14 protein-coding genes are annotated in these 14,603 nt (G+C 73.0%); 8 read left to right on the forward strand and 6 right to left on the reverse strand.

All coding sequences use genetic code 11. The features are described 5' to 3' along the window. Window positions 1-4: 4 nt before the first annotated feature. A complete protein-coding gene (locus IOD14_RS41545) occupies window positions 5-2,659 on the forward strand; it encodes a helicase C-terminal domain-containing protein (protein ID WP_212672967.1) in 2,655 nt (884 codons plus the stop codon). Window positions 2,660-2,666: 7 nt separating this feature from the next. Here the strand turns inward: IOD14_RS41545 and IOD14_RS41550 are convergent, their stop codons facing one another. Next, entirely contained in the window at window positions 2,667-3,212 is a 546-nt protein-coding gene (locus tag IOD14_RS41550) for a hypothetical protein (RefSeq protein WP_249126198.1), read from the reverse strand. 211 nt (window positions 3,213-3,423) lie between these two features. Here IOD14_RS41550 and IOD14_RS41555 point away from each other — a divergent pair, with 211 nt between their 5' ends. Together IOD14_RS41555 and IOD14_RS41560 are read left to right on the forward strand one after the other, a co-directional pair. After that, window positions 3,424-4,131, forward strand: a complete 708-nt coding sequence (locus IOD14_RS41555) for a hypothetical protein (protein ID WP_212672968.1) — start codon at window positions 3,424-3,426, stop codon at window positions 4,129-4,131. Window positions 4,132-4,200: 69 nt separating this feature from the next. After that, window positions 4,201-5,844 (forward strand): DNA repair helicase XPB, encoded by a 1,644-nt coding sequence (locus IOD14_RS41560; RefSeq protein WP_123990058.1) that lies wholly within the window; start codon window positions 4,201-4,203, stop codon window positions 5,842-5,844. 27 nt (window positions 5,845-5,871) lie between these two features. Here the strand turns inward: IOD14_RS41560 and IOD14_RS41565 are convergent, their stop codons facing one another. Next, window positions 5,872-6,054, reverse strand: a complete 183-nt coding sequence (locus tag IOD14_RS41565; RefSeq protein ID WP_174269162.1) for a hypothetical protein — start codon at window positions 6,052-6,054, stop codon at window positions 5,872-5,874. Window positions 6,055-6,431: 377 nt separating this feature from the next. On the opposite strand from IOD14_RS41565, the gene IOD14_RS41570 reads away from it, so the two are divergent. After that, a complete protein-coding gene (locus tag IOD14_RS41570; protein WP_249126339.1) occupies window positions 6,432-8,399 on the forward strand; it encodes a UvrD-helicase domain-containing protein in 1,968 nt (655 codons plus the stop codon). 340 nt (window positions 8,400-8,739) lie between these two features. On the opposite strand, the gene IOD14_RS41575 is transcribed toward IOD14_RS41570, so the two are convergent. After that, window positions 8,740-9,432, reverse strand: coding sequence for a copper homeostasis protein CutC (locus IOD14_RS41575; protein WP_123990061.1), 693 nt, complete (start codon window positions 9,430-9,432; stop codon window positions 8,740-8,742). 162 nt (window positions 9,433-9,594) lie between these two features. Here IOD14_RS41575 and IOD14_RS41580 point away from each other — a divergent pair, with 162 nt between their 5' ends. Both IOD14_RS41580 and IOD14_RS41585 read left to right on the forward strand, forming a co-directional pair. Then, window positions 9,595-10,236: a hypothetical protein gene (locus IOD14_RS41580; protein WP_123990062.1), complete on the forward strand. Its 642-nt coding sequence runs from the start codon at window positions 9,595-9,597 to the stop codon at window positions 10,234-10,236. 26 nt (window positions 10,237-10,262) lie between these two features. After that, window positions 10,263-11,366: a GNAT family N-acetyltransferase gene (locus IOD14_RS41585; RefSeq protein ID WP_123990063.1), complete on the forward strand. Its 1,104-nt coding sequence runs from the start codon at window positions 10,263-10,265 to the stop codon at window positions 11,364-11,366. Here the strand turns inward: IOD14_RS41585 and IOD14_RS41590 are convergent. Both IOD14_RS41590 and IOD14_RS41595 read right to left on the reverse strand, forming a co-directional pair. Next, the gene (locus tag IOD14_RS41590) at window positions 11,363-11,623 is read right to left on the reverse strand and encodes a DUF4031 domain-containing protein (RefSeq protein ID WP_123990064.1); all 261 of its coding nucleotides are present in this window, start codon (window positions 11,621-11,623) and stop codon (window positions 11,363-11,365) included. The genes IOD14_RS41585 and IOD14_RS41590 overlap by 4 nt on opposite strands. Further along, a complete protein-coding gene (locus tag IOD14_RS41595; protein ID WP_123990065.1) occupies window positions 11,620-12,003 on the reverse strand; it encodes a hypothetical protein in 384 nt (127 codons plus the stop codon). The genes IOD14_RS41590 and IOD14_RS41595 overlap by 4 nt, the downstream gene beginning before the upstream one ends. Before the next feature lie 124 nt (window positions 12,004-12,127). Between IOD14_RS41595 and IOD14_RS41600 the strand changes: the two genes are divergently transcribed. Together IOD14_RS41600 and murQ are read left to right on the forward strand one after the other, a co-directional pair. Next, on the forward strand, window positions 12,128-12,946 hold the full coding sequence (locus IOD14_RS41600; RefSeq protein WP_249126199.1) for a MurR/RpiR family transcriptional regulator: 819 nt from the start codon (window positions 12,128-12,130) through the stop codon (window positions 12,944-12,946). A gap of 44 nt (window positions 12,947-12,990) precedes the next feature. Next, entirely contained in the window at window positions 12,991-13,926 is a 936-nt protein-coding gene (gene murQ / locus IOD14_RS41605; protein WP_212672970.1) for an N-acetylmuramic acid 6-phosphate etherase, read from the forward strand. Between the two features lie 21 nt (window positions 13,927-13,947). Here the strand turns inward: murQ and IOD14_RS41610 are convergent, their stop codons facing one another. Further along, window positions 13,948-14,586 carry a dihydrofolate reductase family protein gene (locus tag IOD14_RS41610; protein WP_123990068.1) on the reverse strand — a complete coding sequence of 213 codons (639 nt, stop codon included), beginning with the start codon at window positions 14,584-14,586 and terminating at the stop codon, window positions 13,948-13,950. Between the last annotated feature and the right edge of the window lie 17 nt (window positions 14,587-14,603).

Genomic DNA, 14,603 nt, shown 5'->3' on the forward strand with positions numbered 1-14,603 from the left:
TCGGATGAGCAACCCGGCCGTACCGCCGCGCTCCCTCGCGGAAGCGCTCCGGTCCAGGGACGACGTCTCCCTGGCAGCGCTTCTGCGTGCCCGCCCCGACCTCATCACGCCCGTGCCCACGGACCTCACCCAGCTCGCCACCCGGGCCGGGACACGGGCGTCGGTGGTGCGGGCGCTGGAGCGGCTGGACCGGTTCGCGCTCCAGACGGCGGAGGCGCTGGCGGTGGCGGCGGACCCGGCGCCGCTCGAGGAACTGCGGGCCCTGCTGACCGGTGACGGCGGCGATCCGGCGGTCTCGGCGGCGCTCCCGCGTGCCCTCGCCACCCTGCGGGAGCAGGCCCTGGTGTGGGGCGACGACGACCGGCTGCGGCTGGTCCGCACGGCCCGTGAGCTGCTCGCGCCCTCACCGCAGCACCCCTCGCCGACCGGGCTCGGCCCGACCGTGCAGGAGGCCACGGCGGGGATGTCGCCGAACCGCATCCAGGACATCGTCACGGCGGCGGGCCTCGGCTCGACCCACGACGCGGTCTCCGCGGTGGCGTCGCTGACGGCCCTGTTCACCGACCGCAAGCGGATGTCGGCTCTGCTCGACGGGCTCCCGGAGGAGTCGCGGGAGGTGCTGGCGCGGCTGGTGTGGGGGCCGCCGTACGGCCAGGTCACCGCCGACCCGGCGGCCCGTCTGCGGCGCCTGCTGGACCTGGGGCTGCTGGTGCCGACGGCGCCCGGGACGGTCGTACTGCCGCGGGAGGTGGCGCTGCACCTGCGCGGGGGCCGTGCGCACCGGGAGGTGGAGCCGGTGGCGCCGGTCGTGGAGCCCGCCGCGACCCACCGTCCACAGGTTGTGGACGCCACGGCGGCCGGGCAGGCCTACACGGCGCTCGCGACCGTCGAGGAGCTGCTGAAGGACTGGGACGAGGGCGGGCCCGCGGTGCTGCGGGCGGGCGGCCTGAGCGTGCGCGACCTCAAGCGCACGGCCGTCGCCCTGGACGTGGCGGAACCGGTCGCCGCGTTCTGGGTCGAGCTGGCGTACGCGGCGGGCCTGCTGGCCTCCGACGGCGAGGCCGACGAGCGGTACGCGGCGACCCCGGCGTACGACGAGTGGCTGGAGCAGCCCGCGGCACAGCGCTGGACCCGGCTGGTGGAGGCGTGGCTGCCGGCGACGCGGGTGTCAGGCCTGGTGGGCGGCCGGGACGCGAAGGACCGCACCCTCTCCACGCTGGGCCCCGGACTCGACCGCGGCGCGGCGCCGGAGGTACGGCACCGGGTGCTGACCCTGCTGGAGGGCCTGCCGGAGGGGGCGGCACCGTCGAGGGAGTCGGTGCTGGCCCGGCTGCGCTGGGAGCGTCCGCTGCGGGGGCCGCAGCGCGAGGACGATCTGCGGTCCCGGCTCGCCGAGTGGACGCTGGCGGAGAGCGAACTGCTGGGAGTGACGGGGCGGGGGGCGCTGTCGGGGCACGGGCGGGCGTTGCTGGGTGCGAGGGCGGGCGGGAGCGGGCCGAGGTCGGGTGCGGCCAGGACGGGCGGGAGCGGGCCGAGGTCGGGTGCGGCCAGGACGGGCGGGAGCGGGCCGAGGTCGGGTGCGGCCAGGACGGGCGGGAGCGGGCCCACGTCCCCGTCGGGAACGCCGGACGGGATGCGGCATGGCCCCGGTGACAAGCTCCCCGTGCACCACCACCGGCTCCCCGTCGCGGAGCCCCTGTCCCCGGCCGAGCAGGCCACCGCTTCCGCGGCGGCCGCCCGGCTGCTCGCGCCGCTGCTGCCCGAGCCGCTGGACCACGTCCTGCTCCAGGCCGACCTGACGGCCGTGGCCCCCGGCCCCTTGCAGCGGTCGCTGGCCGAGGTGCTGGACGTCCTGGCCGACGTGGAGTCGAAGGGCGGGGCGACGGTCTACCGCTTCACCCCCGCGTCGGTACGCCGTGCCCTGGACGCCGGACAGTCGGCCTCCGACCTGCACGCCTTCCTCGCCGCACACGCGCGCACGCCGGTGCCGCAGCCGCTGACGTATCTGATCGACGACGTGGCGCGCAGACACGGCCACCTGCGGGTGGGCGCGGCCTCCGCGTACGTCCGCTGCGACGACGACGCCCTGCTGAACGAGATCCTCGCCGACAAGCGGGCCGCAGGCCTGCGGCTGCGCCGTCTGGCCCCGACGGTGCTGGCCGCGCAGGCCGACCCGGCGTCCCTGCTGGAGGGCCTGCGCGCGATGGGCTTCGCGCCGGCCGCCGAGTCCGCGGAGGGCGACGTCCTGATCACCCGCGCGCACGCCCACCGCACCCCGCCGCGCACCGCCCCCGAGCCCGTCCCGGACGGCCCCCCGGTCCCCGACGCGACCCTCCTCTCGGCGGCGATCCGAGCCGTCCGAGCCGGCGACCTGGCCTCGACGACCCCTCGCAAACAGACCGACGCTCCCCCGCGAGCCACCGGCGAACTCCCCCGCACCGGCTCCGCCGAGACCCTCGCCACCATGCAGGCCGCCGTCCTCACCGGCGAGGCCCTCTGGATCGGCTACGTCAACGCCGAGGGAGCCGCCAGCCAACGCGTCATCGCCCCCATCCGCGTCGAGGGCGGCTTCGTGACGGCCTACGACCACACGGCGGACGAGGTCCGGACGTATCCGCTGCACCGGGTGACGGGGGTGGCGGAGCTGGCGGAGGAGTAGGGGCGCGTCAGCACTCCGTGACCGGGGCGTCCGCAGACAGGCCGAAGTGCGACCGGGCCGCGGATTCCAGCGGGGCGGCGGGCACGGCGGTGTCAAAGACGGCGGGGGTGGCGCGGCCGAAGTGGGCCGTCAGCCACTCCGCGTTGCCCGCGCCGTCGGGCGGCTCCTCCTGCGACACGACCGCGTAGTGGCCGTCGGTCTCCCGCCGCAGCCGCAGCACCTGCGGGGTCTCGGCGCCACCGCACTCCACCAGGTCGCCCGCCCGGACCCCGTACTCCATGCACAGGGTGCTGACACCGGCCCGCACGAGCCCGTCCCGCTCGTCGAGGTCCACCGCCTCCGCCCGGCAGAACCAGCGCGCCCCGAGCCCGGGTTCGCTCTCCCCGTACCCACCGCCGCGCGACTGCTCCACGAGCCGCGCCTCGATGACCGGCCGCACCCGGCTCCACAGATCCGCGTCGACCGTCGCCGACGGGCGTGCCCACACCGCCGTCGCGACCAGCACCACGACCGCTCCCCCACCGACCGCGTACCTGACCACCGCCATGGCCATGCGCCCTCCCCTCGACTCTCCCCGCCCGTCAAGACAGCCGAAAAGCGGTCAAGGTTGCACAGGACCCGGGCGAAGCACCGCCTCCCTCACACCCATCTCGCGCATCTTGTTGACACTGAAAACACTATGTTCATAAATGCCCTATATCGATCATCTTGGCTGTGCTATCCCTGACTCAGCTCCGCACGGGGGAACGAGGAGGGGGACCTCGATGAGCGACGATTCCGCGTCCGGGCAGACCGGCCCACAAAGCCCGCACACCTCTCACGGACCGGGCAGAACGGGACTCTGGATCGCCGTGATAGGTCTGCTCGCCGCGGTGGCCGGCCCCCTGGTGCCTGTGCTCGTCGCCCGGTCCGAGGACGCCGGCGAGCCGCCCGCACGGTCCACGGCGGTGGCCGTGTCCACCCGGACCCCGACCGAGCGACCGACGGACACGTCCGAGCCGCCCGACGAACTCACCGGCACCCCGGACGCCCCCACCACGGACGAGGACGCGCGGACGCAGGCACTGATCGGCCTGATCGCCACCGGCGAGAGCACGCTGACCGGCTGCGAGGAGTCCATCAACCTCGACGACCAGCCCCTCGCGGCCGTCTCCTGCGACACCACCGGGCAGAACAGCCCGGGCCCGGTCCAGGTGTACTCCTTCGCCTCGAAGTCCGACCTCGACAGCTGGATGACCGATGAACTCACCCTCTACGGGGAGCCCGACGGCACCACGTGCGAAGCGGGGGGCACCTGGAGGGGGCGCTGGTCCCACGACGAGGTGGCGATCGGCGACCTCGCCTGTGGCCCCATCGACGACCAGTACTGGATGACCTGGTCCTTCGACGAGGAGTTGATCGTCGTCGACGTCGGCCATCCCGACGCCGACCTGCTGTACGCCTGGTGGGACTCCGCACCCCTCACCTTCTGATCGTCCACGCCCGTTCCCGGTCGCATACGGCACACTGGACGTTTGGCCCGTGCGGAAGGATGCATGTACGTGAACGGTCCTCTCATCGTCCAGTCCGACAAGACCCTGCTGCTCGAGGTCGACCACGAGCAGGCCGACGCCTGTCGGCGGGCCATCGCGCCGTTCGCCGAGCTGGAGCGGGCGCCCGAGCACATCCACACCTACCGGGTGACCCCGCTGGGCCTGTGGAACGCGCGCGCGGCCGGGCACGACGCCGAGCAGGTGGTCGACGCGCTGGTGCAGTACAGCCGGTATCCCGTGCCGCACGCCCTGCTCGTCGACGTGGCCGAGACGATGGACCGCTACGGGCGGCTCACCCTCAGCAAGCACCCGGCGCACGGACTCGTGCTCACCACCACCGACCGCCCGGTCCTCGAGGAGATCCTGCGCTCGAAGCGGATCACCCCGCTGGTCGGGGCGCGGCTCGACCCGGACACCGTGGTCGTGCACCCCTCCGAGCGCGGGCAGATCAAGCAGACGCTGCTGAAGCTGGGCTGGCCCGCCGAGGACCTCGCCGGGTACGTGGACGGCGAGGCGCACCCGATCGAGCTGGCCGAGGACGGGTGGGCCCTGCGGCCCTACCAGAAGCAGGCCGTGGAGAACTTCTGGCACGGCGGCAGCGGGGTCGTGGTGCTGCCCTGCGGTGCCGGGAAGACCCTCGTCGGGGCCGGGTCCATGGCGCAGGCCAAGTCGACCACGCTCATCCTCGTCACCAACACCGTCTCCGCCCGGCAGTGGAAGCACGAGCTGGTGAAGCGGACCTCGCTGACCGAGGAGGAGATCGGCGAGTACAGCGGGACCCGCAAGGAGATCCGGCCCGTCACCATCGCCACCTACCAGGTGCTCACCACCCGGCGGAAGGGCGTCTACCCGCACCTGGAGCTCTTCGACTCCCGGGACTGGGGGCTCATCGTCTACGACGAGGTGCATCTGCTGCCCGCGCCCGTCTTCAAGTTCACCGCCGACCTGCAGGCCCGGCGCCGACTCGGGCTGACCGCGACCCTGGTGCGCGAGGACGGGCGGGAGTCGGACGTCTTCTCGCTCATCGGGCCCAAGCGCTTCGACGCGCCGTGGAAGGAGATCGAGGCGCAGGGCTACATCGCGCCCGCCGACTGTGTCGAGGTCCGGGTGAACCTCACCGACTCCGAGCGGCTCGCCTACGCGACGGCCGAGCAGGAGGAGAAGTACCGCTTCTGTGCCACGACCGCGACCAAGCGCAAGGTCACGGAGGCGCTCGTCAAGCGCTTCGAGGGGCAGCAGATCCTGGTGATCGGCCAGTACATCGACCAGCTCGACGAGCTCGGTGAGCATCTGAACGCCCCCGTCATCAAGGGCGAGACGTCCAACGCCCAGCGCGAGAAGCTCTTCGAGGCCTTCCGGCAGGGCGAGATCAGCGTGCTGGTGGTGTCCAAGGTCGCGAACTTCTCGATCGACCTGCCGGAGGCGACCGTCGCCATCCAGGTCTCGGGGACGTTCGGGTCACGGCAGGAGGAGGCTCAGCGCCTCGGGCGGGTTCTGCGCCCGAAGGCGGACGGTCACCAGGCGCACTTCTACTCCGTGGTCGCCCGCGACACCATCGACCAGGACTTCGCCGCGCACCGGCAGCGGTTCCTGGCGGAGCAGGGGTACGCCTACCGGATCGTGGACGCGGACGAGCTGCTCGCGGAGAGCTGACCGGGGGCGGGTCGCGGCTGCCGGCGGCTACTTTCGGCGGACGCCGGCTTCCTCGCCGTACTCGCCGAGTATGACGACGTCGAAGGCGGCACCGGCGAAGACACGGACGGCGCGCAGGGCGTCGCCGAGGCGGTGGGTGGTGTGGCCGCCCGATACAGGGGTCGCGCCGGACGGGCGACCGGGGGCTGGGGTGAAGGTCGCTGCACTCATGTATCCATAGTGGCTGACCAGGCATAAAGAGGGCATCGGTCCCAGGTCCCCCTTTCCCGTGCTACCTGAGTACAACCTGCGGGTGGAGGCTCCCCCAGCGGACTGAGGGAGCATCCCCTAGGGGACGGAAAAAACGGTTGGCGGCCTGCCCTGCTCCTCCTCTAAAATCTCCGCTCTTGCCCGCCTCCCTCCCGGAGCGCCGCCGACCGGACGGAAACCGGTCGGCACCTCGCTGCCACCCACCCGGCAGCCGCCCACCCCGCAGCACCTTCGGAGGCACCCCCTTGTCCAGGCCGTCCACACCCGTGCCCGCAGCCGACGACCCCCTCGCCCGCGAACGCTCCCACCTCGCCGGCTCCCGAGCCGCACTGCGCGCCATGCGCGAGGACGTGGAGTCGCTGGACATCAAGGACGTCACCGCGAACTGGGTCAACGCCGAGGTGCTGGCCCGCCAGATCGACGAGCGCATCAAGGCGCTGGCCGACCTCAGCGACACCCCGCTGTTCTTCGGCCGCCTCGACTACCTGCACTCCCCCGGCGCCGACCGGGCGGAGGGCGCGGAGGGCGAGCGCTTCTACATCGGCCGTCGGCACGTTCACGACCACGACGGCGACCCGATGGTCATCGACTGGCGGGCGCCGGTCTCGCAGCCGTTCTACCGGGCGTCCAAGAAGGACCCGATGGACGTCGGGCTGCGCCGCCGCTTCGGCTACACGCGCGGGGACATCACCGCGTACGAGGACGAGCACCTCTCCGACCCCGCCGAGGCCGCGACCACCAGCAAGCTGCTCCAGCAGGAGATCGAGCGCCCGCGCGTCGGCCCGATGCGCGACATCGTGGCGACCATCCAGCCCGAGCAGGACGAGATCGTACGGTCCGGTCTCGGCGGCACCGTCTGCGTCCAGGGCGGTCCCGGCACCGGGAAGACCGCCGTCGGCCTGCACCGGGTCGCCTATCTCCTCTACGCCCACCGCGAGCGCCTCGCCCGCACCGGCACCCTCGTCATCGGACCGAACCGGTCCTTCCTGCACTACATCGAGCAAGTGCTGCCCGCCCTGGGCGAGTTGACGGTGAAGCAGGCGACCGTCGACGACCTGGTGGCGCACGTCGAGGTGCGCGGCACCGACGAGGCGCCCGCCGCGGTCCTCAAGGGCGACGCGCGGATGGCGGAGGTGCTCAGGCGGGCGGTGTACGCGCATGTGACCCTGCCCACCGAGCCGGTGATGGTCGTGCGCGGCTCGCGCAGATGGCGGGTCCCGGCGTACGAGATCGAGGAGATCGTCCGGGAGTTGCTGGACCGGGGCATCCGGTACGGCGCCGCCCGCGAGGCCCTTCCGCAGCGCATCGCGCACGCCGTGCTGGTGCAGATGGAGCGGTCGGGGGAGGCGCCCGACGACCGGGTGCAGGACGCGGTGGCCCGCAATGCGGCGGTGAAGGCGGCGGTCAAGGCGATCTGGCCGCCCGTCGACCCGGCGAAACTCGTCCTGCGTCTGCTCACGGACGCGGACTTCCTCGCCGTGCACGCGGAGGGGATCCTCGACGAGGACGAGCAGAAGACGATCCTGTGGGCGAAGCCGGTCCGGTCGGTGAAGTCGGCCAAGTGGTCCGCCGCGGACGCGGTGCTGGTCGACGAGGCGAGGGACATCGTGGAGCGCACGCACTCGCTGGGGCATGTGGTGCTCGACGAGGCGCAGGACCTCTCGCCCATGCAGTACCGCGCGGTCGGCCGCCGCTGCTCCACCGGTTCGGCGACCGTCCTCGGCGATCTCGCGCAGGGCACCACGCCCTGGGCGACGCGGAGTTGGGACGAGGCGCTGGCCCACCTCGGCAAGTCCGACGGCGTGATCGAGGAGCTGACGGCCGGTTTCCGGGTGCCGACGGACGTCATCACGTACGCCTCCCGGCTCCTCCCGCACATCGCGCCGGGCCTGACCCCGGTCGCGTCGGTCCGTGAGAACCCGGGCTTCTTCGACCTGCGCGAGGCCTCCGGTACGGCCGAAGTGGTCGCCGCGTGCGAGGAGTTGCTGCGCAACGAGGGCTCGACCGGCCTGATCGCGGCGGACGCCCGGATCCCGGAGGTGGCAAAGGCCCTGACGTCGGCGGGGATCCCGTATCTCGCGCCCGGCGAGGAGACGACGGCCGACACCCGGCTGACTCTGGTCCCCGCCTCCCTCGCCAAGGGTCTCGAGTACGACTACGTCGTCCTGGACGAGCCGCAGGCGGTGGTGGACGGCGAACCGGACGAACGCACCGGCCTGCGCCGCCTGTACGTGGCGCTGACCCGAGCGGTGTCGGGCCTGATCGTGACCCACGCGTCCCCGCTGCCCACGGCACTCGCCGGATAGGTCACCGCGTCCCGTCGTCCGCCGAGCGCGGATGCGCGGGGGGCCGACCGCACGGTTCCCCGCGCCTCCGAGGGGCCCTGCTCACCCCTGGCCCGGGGGGCGGGCCGGGGGGCACGGTGGCGACTCGCGCGGCCCCGCCGGCTCTGCTCCGGGTGAACCCCTGCTCACGCCCCGTCCAGGTCGTAACAGGGGCAGGGCCCTTCCGCTCATTCAAGCGCCCGTACCCGCCCGGGCCCCCGCAGCCCCGACCGGGCCCCGGGAGCTGTACCCACAGTCCCCGCACCCAGGCAGGCCCCCGGGCCTGAACCTTCAGCCCCCGGCCCCTCCGCGAATGCCCCGCTCACCCCTCGTCCAACACGTCCCGCCACTCCCGTACCGCCTTCGCCGAGACCGGTGTCTCCCAGCCGCCCGGTCTCGCCGCCCCGCCGATGTGGAAGGCGTCGATCCCGGCCGCCCGGAGCCCCGGTACGTGTTCCAGCCGCAGTCCTCCGCCGACCAGGAGCTGCTGCCCGTATCCCGGCTCCCCCGCGCGCGCCGCCTCGGCGAGCAGTACCGCGAGCCCCTCGTCGACGCCCGCCGCCGAGCCCGCCGTGAGGTAGGTGTCCAGGCCCGGAAGGTCGGCCAGCTGCTTGCGCAGGGCGTCCCGGTCGGCGGCGTGGTCGATCGCCCGGTGGAAGGTCCAGCGGCACCCGTCCAGCACCTCGACGACCCGCTCCACGGCGGCCAGGTCCACCGCTCCGTCCACGTCCAGGAACCCCAGCACGAACTCCTCGGCGCCGGCGCCCCGCAGCTCCCGGGCCGCCTCGGCCACCCGCGAGACGTCCCCCGCCGCGAACCCGCCCGACAGCCGCAGCATCACCCGCACCGAGATGTCCACGGCCCCCCGGATCCCGGCGACCGTGGCGACCGTCGGCGTCAGACCGTCCGCCGCCATGTCGGTCACCAGTTCCAGCCGGTCCGCGCCTCCGGCCTGGGCGGCGACCGCGTCCTCGACGTCGAGGGCGATCACCTCCAGGACTGCACGCTTGCTCATGGGACCCCATTCGTCGACGATCTCGGGCGGCTACAGGTCTAGTCCAATTCCAAGAATACGCCGCTACGGGTTCCTCCTCACCAGTGCGTCTCGGCCGAAGACGGTCAGCGCCTCCGCCTCCGCCCCTCCACCGGCCGTGGCGTGAGGGGGGACAATGAGGCCATGGCCGATCTCGACGACCTCCGCGCCCGTTTCGCCGCCGCCCTGGACGGAGCGAGGGGCACCGGCGGCCCCGACCCGCTGCCGTACGCCGACAACCTCCTCGCCCGCTGGCAGGAACCGCAGCGGCGGTACCACACGCTCGCTCATCTCGGGTCGGTCCTCGACCACGTCGACGTACTGGAGGAGTACGCGGACGACCCCCACCTGGTGCGCCTCGCCGCCTGGTTCCACGACGCGGTCTACCTCCCGGACCGCTCGGAGAACGAGGACCGCTCCGCCCGCCTGGCCGAACGCGCCCTCCCCGAGGCCGGAGTCCCGGACGAGAAAACGGCCGAGGTCGCCCGACTGGTCCGCCTCACCACCACCCACGCCCCCGCCGACGACGACCGCAACGGCCAGGTCCTGTGCGACGCCGATCTCGCGATCCTCGCCGCCCCGCCCTCCGGGTACGCCGCCTACACGGCCGCCGTACGCGAGGAGTACGGCTTCGTGCCGACCGACGCCTTCCGGGCGGGCCGGTCCGAGATCCTGCGGCAACTGCTCGCTCTGCCACGGCTGTTCAGGACGCCGTACGGGGAGCGGGAATGGGAGGCCACGGCCCGCTACAACCTCACCTCGGAGCTGGAAATGCTGTCGCTCTGAGACCCCCGGCGCCTTAGCCTGCCCGCATGGCAGACATGGGTGCGGAACAGGTGACGGAGGCCGTCGCGGACGCGGTGGCTGCGTTGCGGACGGCGGTGGACCGGGACTGGGCACAGGTACCGGCCGGCCGGCTGGAGTGGAGCTGTCTGAAGGCGGCCGAGCACATCGCGAGCGATCTCATCGCGTACGCGGGGCAGTTGGCGGGCCGGGCCCAGGAGAGGTACGTCCCCTTCGAGATCCTCCTGGAGGACGGCACGGACGCCGAGGGCGCCCTCCAGGTGATCGAGACGGCCGGCACGCTGTTCGCCGCGACGCTCCGCACGACCCCGCGCGAGGTCCGCGCCTTCCACCCGTACCCCTTCCGCAGCGCGAACCGCGTGGGCTTCGCCGCGATGGGCGTCGCCGAGGTCCTGCTGCACTCGTACGACATCGCGGAGGGCCTGGGCCTGACGTACGAGCCGCCCGCCCACCTGCCCGAGTACGTCCTGACCCGGATCTTCCCCGAGGTCCAGCCGGGACCCGACCCCTGGCGCACCCTGCTGTGGGCCACCGGCCGCGGCGACCTGCCCGGCCGAGCGCCGCGCACGCAGTGGCGCTGGAGCAACAACCTGGTCCTGCCCACCGAACGCCTCACCCTGCAGGGCGTCACCCCCGCCTCCGCCGCCGAACTGGCCGCGGGCGGCGACGGTGACTTCGAGTGGGTCGAGGACGGCCCCTTCGACGGCACCCGCGAGGCCGCCGGAATGACCCTCAAGGCCTATGAGGCCGGCGTCCACCGCCCGGAGTTCGGCCTCTTCGCCCTCGTACGGCGGGAGGACGGCCGCGCGATCGGCGGCATGGGCTTCCACGGCGCCCCCGACGAGGACGGCCGCGCCGAGGTCGGCTACGATCTCGCCCCCTCCGCCCGCGGCCACGGCTACGCCACGGAGGCCCTGCGCGCCCTGAGCGACTGGGCCCTGGCCCGCGACGACGTCCACAGTCTCTGCGCCACCATCGAGCCCGACAACGCCGACTCCCAACGCGTGGTCGCCCGCGCCGGCTTCGCCCGCGCGACGGTGGAGGAGGAGCAGGCGTACGGCGAAGCGGAACCGGGCCTGCGGCTGTACGTCCTCCCCGGCCGGGCCGGCTAACGACCCTTGGGCCGCCGCAGTCCCGCCCCCGTCAGCAACCGCACCACCTCCCGGCTGCTCACCTCCGTCGCCCCCGCCGCCACCACGTCCGCGTAGCGGTGGGACGGGATGTCGTAGTGGTCGCGCTCGAAGGCGCGTCTCGGGACGCCCAGGCCGTCGGCGAACGCGTGCAGTTCGTCGAAGGAGACGTCGCTGATGAGGTGGGACCACATGCGGCCGTGTCCCGGCCAGTCGGGCGGGTCGATGTAGACGGTCACGGCGAGGAGACCCCGCCCGTCGCGGTCCCGAGCGAGCCGACCGGCGCGACCCTCACACCCGCCTTGTGGCACACCCAGTGCGGGTCGGGGCCGAGTTCCGGCTCGACCTCCAGGGCGTGCGGGTCACCGGAGCCGCACACCGGGCACAGGGGCCAGCGGCCGTACGCCTCCAGCAGCGCGTCCTGGACGTCCTGGGCGACCAGCCCCGCCACGAACTCGGCGCCCTCGGGCCACTGCTCCACCCACCAGCGCCGCTGCACGACGGAGTCCTCGACCATCGACACCACGTCCGCGGCGGCGACCGCGCTCGCTGCCAGGTCGGCGAGGACGAGGGCGCGTGCCGTGTGCAGGGTCTGCTCAAGTGGACCGATGGACTCCATGCAGCCATTGTGCGGGCTCTTGACCACGACACCGAGCCGAAAATATCTTTCATACGTGCCCCAGGAAGTGAAGGAAATTTTCGGCAGCGCTCTCGCCGCGAAGGTGCGCACGCTGGGTCCGTCCATGACCCGTTCCATGCAGCGGGTCGCCGAGGCCGTGGCCAACGACCCGGCGGGGTGCGCGGCGCTCACCGTCACGGGCCTCGCGGAACTGACCGGGACGAGCGAGGCGACCGTCGTGCGGACGGCTCGGCTGCTGGGATATCCCGGCTACCGCGACCTGCGGCTCGCCCTCGCCGGGCTGGCCGCGCAGCAGCAGTCCGGGCGGGCACCCGCCATCACCACGGACATCGCGGTGGACGATCCGATCGCCGACGTGGTCGCCAAGCTCGCCTACGACGAGCAGCAGACCCTCGCGGACACCGCGGCCGGGCTGGACACCGCGCAGCTGGGCGCGGCGGTCGCCGCGACGGCCTCCGCACGGCGGATCGATGTGTACGGGGTGGGGGCGTCCGGTCTCGTCGCGCAGGACCTCACGCAGAAGCTGCTGCGCATAGGGCTGATAGCGCAGGCGCACAGCGATCCGCATCTCGCGGTGACGAACGCGGTGCAGCTGCGGTCGGGGGACGTCGCCATCGCGATCACGCACTCGGGGTCCACCGGCGACGTCATCGAGCCCCTGCGGGTCGCCTTCGAGCGCGGGGCCACGACCGTCGCCATCACCGGGCGGCCGGGCGGGGCGGTGGCCCAGTACGCCGACCATGTGCTGACGACGTCCACGGCCCGGGAGAGCGAGCTGCGGCCCGCCGCCATGTCGTCCCGGACCAGCCAGCTGCTGGTGGTGGACTGTCTGTTCGTGGGTGTGGCGCAGCGGACCTACGAGACGGCGGCACCGGCGCTGGCCGCGTCCTACGAGGCGCTGGCGCACCGGCATCGTCGCTAGAAAAGAGTCACCCGGCAGACGTTCGAAGAAAGAGCCGCTCCTCCATGACCTCCACCTCCGACCCCCGTGATCTGCAAGCCCAGTTGGAGTCGCTGACCACCGAGGCCTTCCGGCCCGAGCTCGCCGACATCGATCAGTTGCCCACCCTCGACCTCGCCCGGCTGATGAACGGCGAGGACGCCTCCGTGCCGGCGGCCGTGTCCGGGCAGCTGCCGCGGATCGCCGCCGCCATCGACGCCGTAGCCGAGCGCATGGCCCGCGGCGGCCGGCTGATCTACGCCGGTGCCGGGACCGCCGGGCGCCTGGGCGTGCTGGACGCCTCCGAGTGCCCCCCGACCTTCAACACCGACCCGGCGCGGGTCGTGGGCCTGATCGCCGGTGGCCCGCAGGCGCTGGTCACGTCCATCGAGGGGGCCGAGGACTCCGCGGAGCTGGCCCGGGCCGACCTGGACGCGCTCGCGGTGACGGCCGTGGACACGGTGGTCGGGGTGTCCGCGTCCGGCCGTACCCCGTATGCCGTGGGCGCGGTGGAACACGCCCGCGCGCAGGGCGCGTTGACCGTCGGTCTGTCCTGCAACGCGGACAGCGCGCTCGCCGCGGCCGCCGAGCACGGCATCGAGGTGGTCGTGGGTCCCGAGCTGCTCACCGGCTCCACCCGGCTCAAGGCGGGGACCGCGCAGAAGCTCGTCCTCAACATGCTGTCGACGATCACGATGATCCGCCTCGGCAAGACGTACGGGAACCTGATGGTCGACGTCCGCGCCTCCAACGACAAGCTGCGCGCCCGCTCCCGCCGCATCGTCGCCCTCGCCACCGGCGCCGACGACGAGGAGATCGAGCAGGCCCTGGCCGCCGCGGACGGCGAGGTCAAGAACGCGATCCTGACGATCCTGGCCGACGTCGACGGGCCCACGGCGGCCCGCCTGCTGCAGGAGTCGGGGGGCCACTTGCGGACCGCGCTGGCGGCCGGCCTCCACTGACCGGACCTTCCCCGGTGTTCCTCAGCGGCGGACCAGCAGCGCGTGGGTGACGTTCGGTGAGCTGACCAGCTCGGACACCCGGTAGCCGTCGATCCCCTCGCCCAGGTCGTCGAGCAGCCGCTCACCGCGCCCGATGAGGAGCGGCGCGATCACCAGGTGGAGTTCGTCGATGAGCCCGGCGCGCAGATACTGCCGGATGACCGCCGCCCCGCCGCCGATCCGTACGTCCTTGCCGTCCGCGGCGTCGAAGGCGCGCCGCAGCACGGCCTCGGGTGTCTCGTCGGTGAAGTGGAAGGTGGTTCCGCCGGCCATCTCCAGTGCCGGGCGCAGATGGTGGGTGTGGACGAAGACGTCGTGGTGGTAGGGCGGGTTCTCGCCCCACCAGCCCTGCCAGGACTCGTCCTCCCACGGCCCGCGCTGGGGGCCGAACATGTTCCGTCCCATGATCGTGGCGCCGATGTTCTCGTCGCCGCGGACGAAGTGGTCGACGTCGATCCCGGACTTCCCCGCGGCCGCGTCCTGGGACGCGGACATGAACCAGCTGTGCAGGTCGTCGCCCCAGCCGACGCCGTCACCGAACGGAGCGTCCAGCCGCTGGTTCGGCCCGGCCATGAAGCCGTCGAGGGAGATCGTCACGTTGTGTACCCGGACCTTCGGCATGGTCTTCGCCTCTCGTG

The organism is Streptomyces sp. A2-16 (assembly GCF_018128905.1).
Lineage (GTDB): Bacteria > Actinomycetota > Actinomycetes > Streptomycetales > Streptomycetaceae > Streptomyces.

What these genes read in the sequence shown, in the direction of transcription:
- IOD14_RS41585 (WP_123990063.1), top strand. Translation starts at nt 10,263, where the DNA reads ATGGCAGACATGGGTGCGGAACAGGTGACGGAGGCCGTCGCGGACGCG.
- IOD14_RS41555 (WP_212672968.1), top strand. Translation starts at nt 3,424, where the DNA reads ATGAGCGACGATTCCGCGTCCGGGCAGACCGGCCCACAAAGCCCGCAC.
- IOD14_RS41570 (WP_249126339.1), top strand. Translation starts at nt 6,432, where the DNA reads ATGCGCGAGGACGTGGAGTCGCTGGACATCAAGGACGTCACCGCGAAC.
- IOD14_RS41595 (WP_123990065.1), bottom strand. Translation starts at nt 12,003, where the DNA reads ATGGAGTCCATCGGTCCACTTGAGCAGACCCTGCACACGGCACGCGCC.
- IOD14_RS41580 (WP_123990062.1), top strand. Translation starts at nt 9,595, where the DNA reads ATGGCCGATCTCGACGACCTCCGCGCCCGTTTCGCCGCCGCCCTGGAC.
- IOD14_RS41550 (WP_249126198.1), bottom strand. Translation starts at nt 3,212, where the DNA reads ATGGCCATGGCGGTGGTCAGGTACGCGGTCGGTGGGGGAGCGGTCGTG.
- IOD14_RS41545 (WP_212672967.1), top strand. Translation starts at nt 5, where the DNA reads ATGAGCAACCCGGCCGTACCGCCGCGCTCCCTCGCGGAAGCGCTCCGG.
- murQ (WP_212672970.1), top strand. Translation starts at nt 12,991, where the DNA reads ATGACCTCCACCTCCGACCCCCGTGATCTGCAAGCCCAGTTGGAGTCG.
- IOD14_RS41565 (WP_174269162.1), bottom strand. Translation starts at nt 6,054, where the DNA reads ATGAGTGCAGCGACCTTCACCCCAGCCCCCGGTCGCCCGTCCGGCGCG.
- IOD14_RS41610 (WP_123990068.1), bottom strand. Translation starts at nt 14,586, where the DNA reads ATGCCGAAGGTCCGGGTACACAACGTGACGATCTCCCTCGACGGCTTC.
- IOD14_RS41600 (WP_249126199.1), top strand. Translation starts at nt 12,128, where the DNA reads ATGACCCGTTCCATGCAGCGGGTCGCCGAGGCCGTGGCCAACGACCCG.
- IOD14_RS41575 (WP_123990061.1), bottom strand. Translation starts at nt 9,432, where the DNA reads ATGAGCAAGCGTGCAGTCCTGGAGGTGATCGCCCTCGACGTCGAGGAC.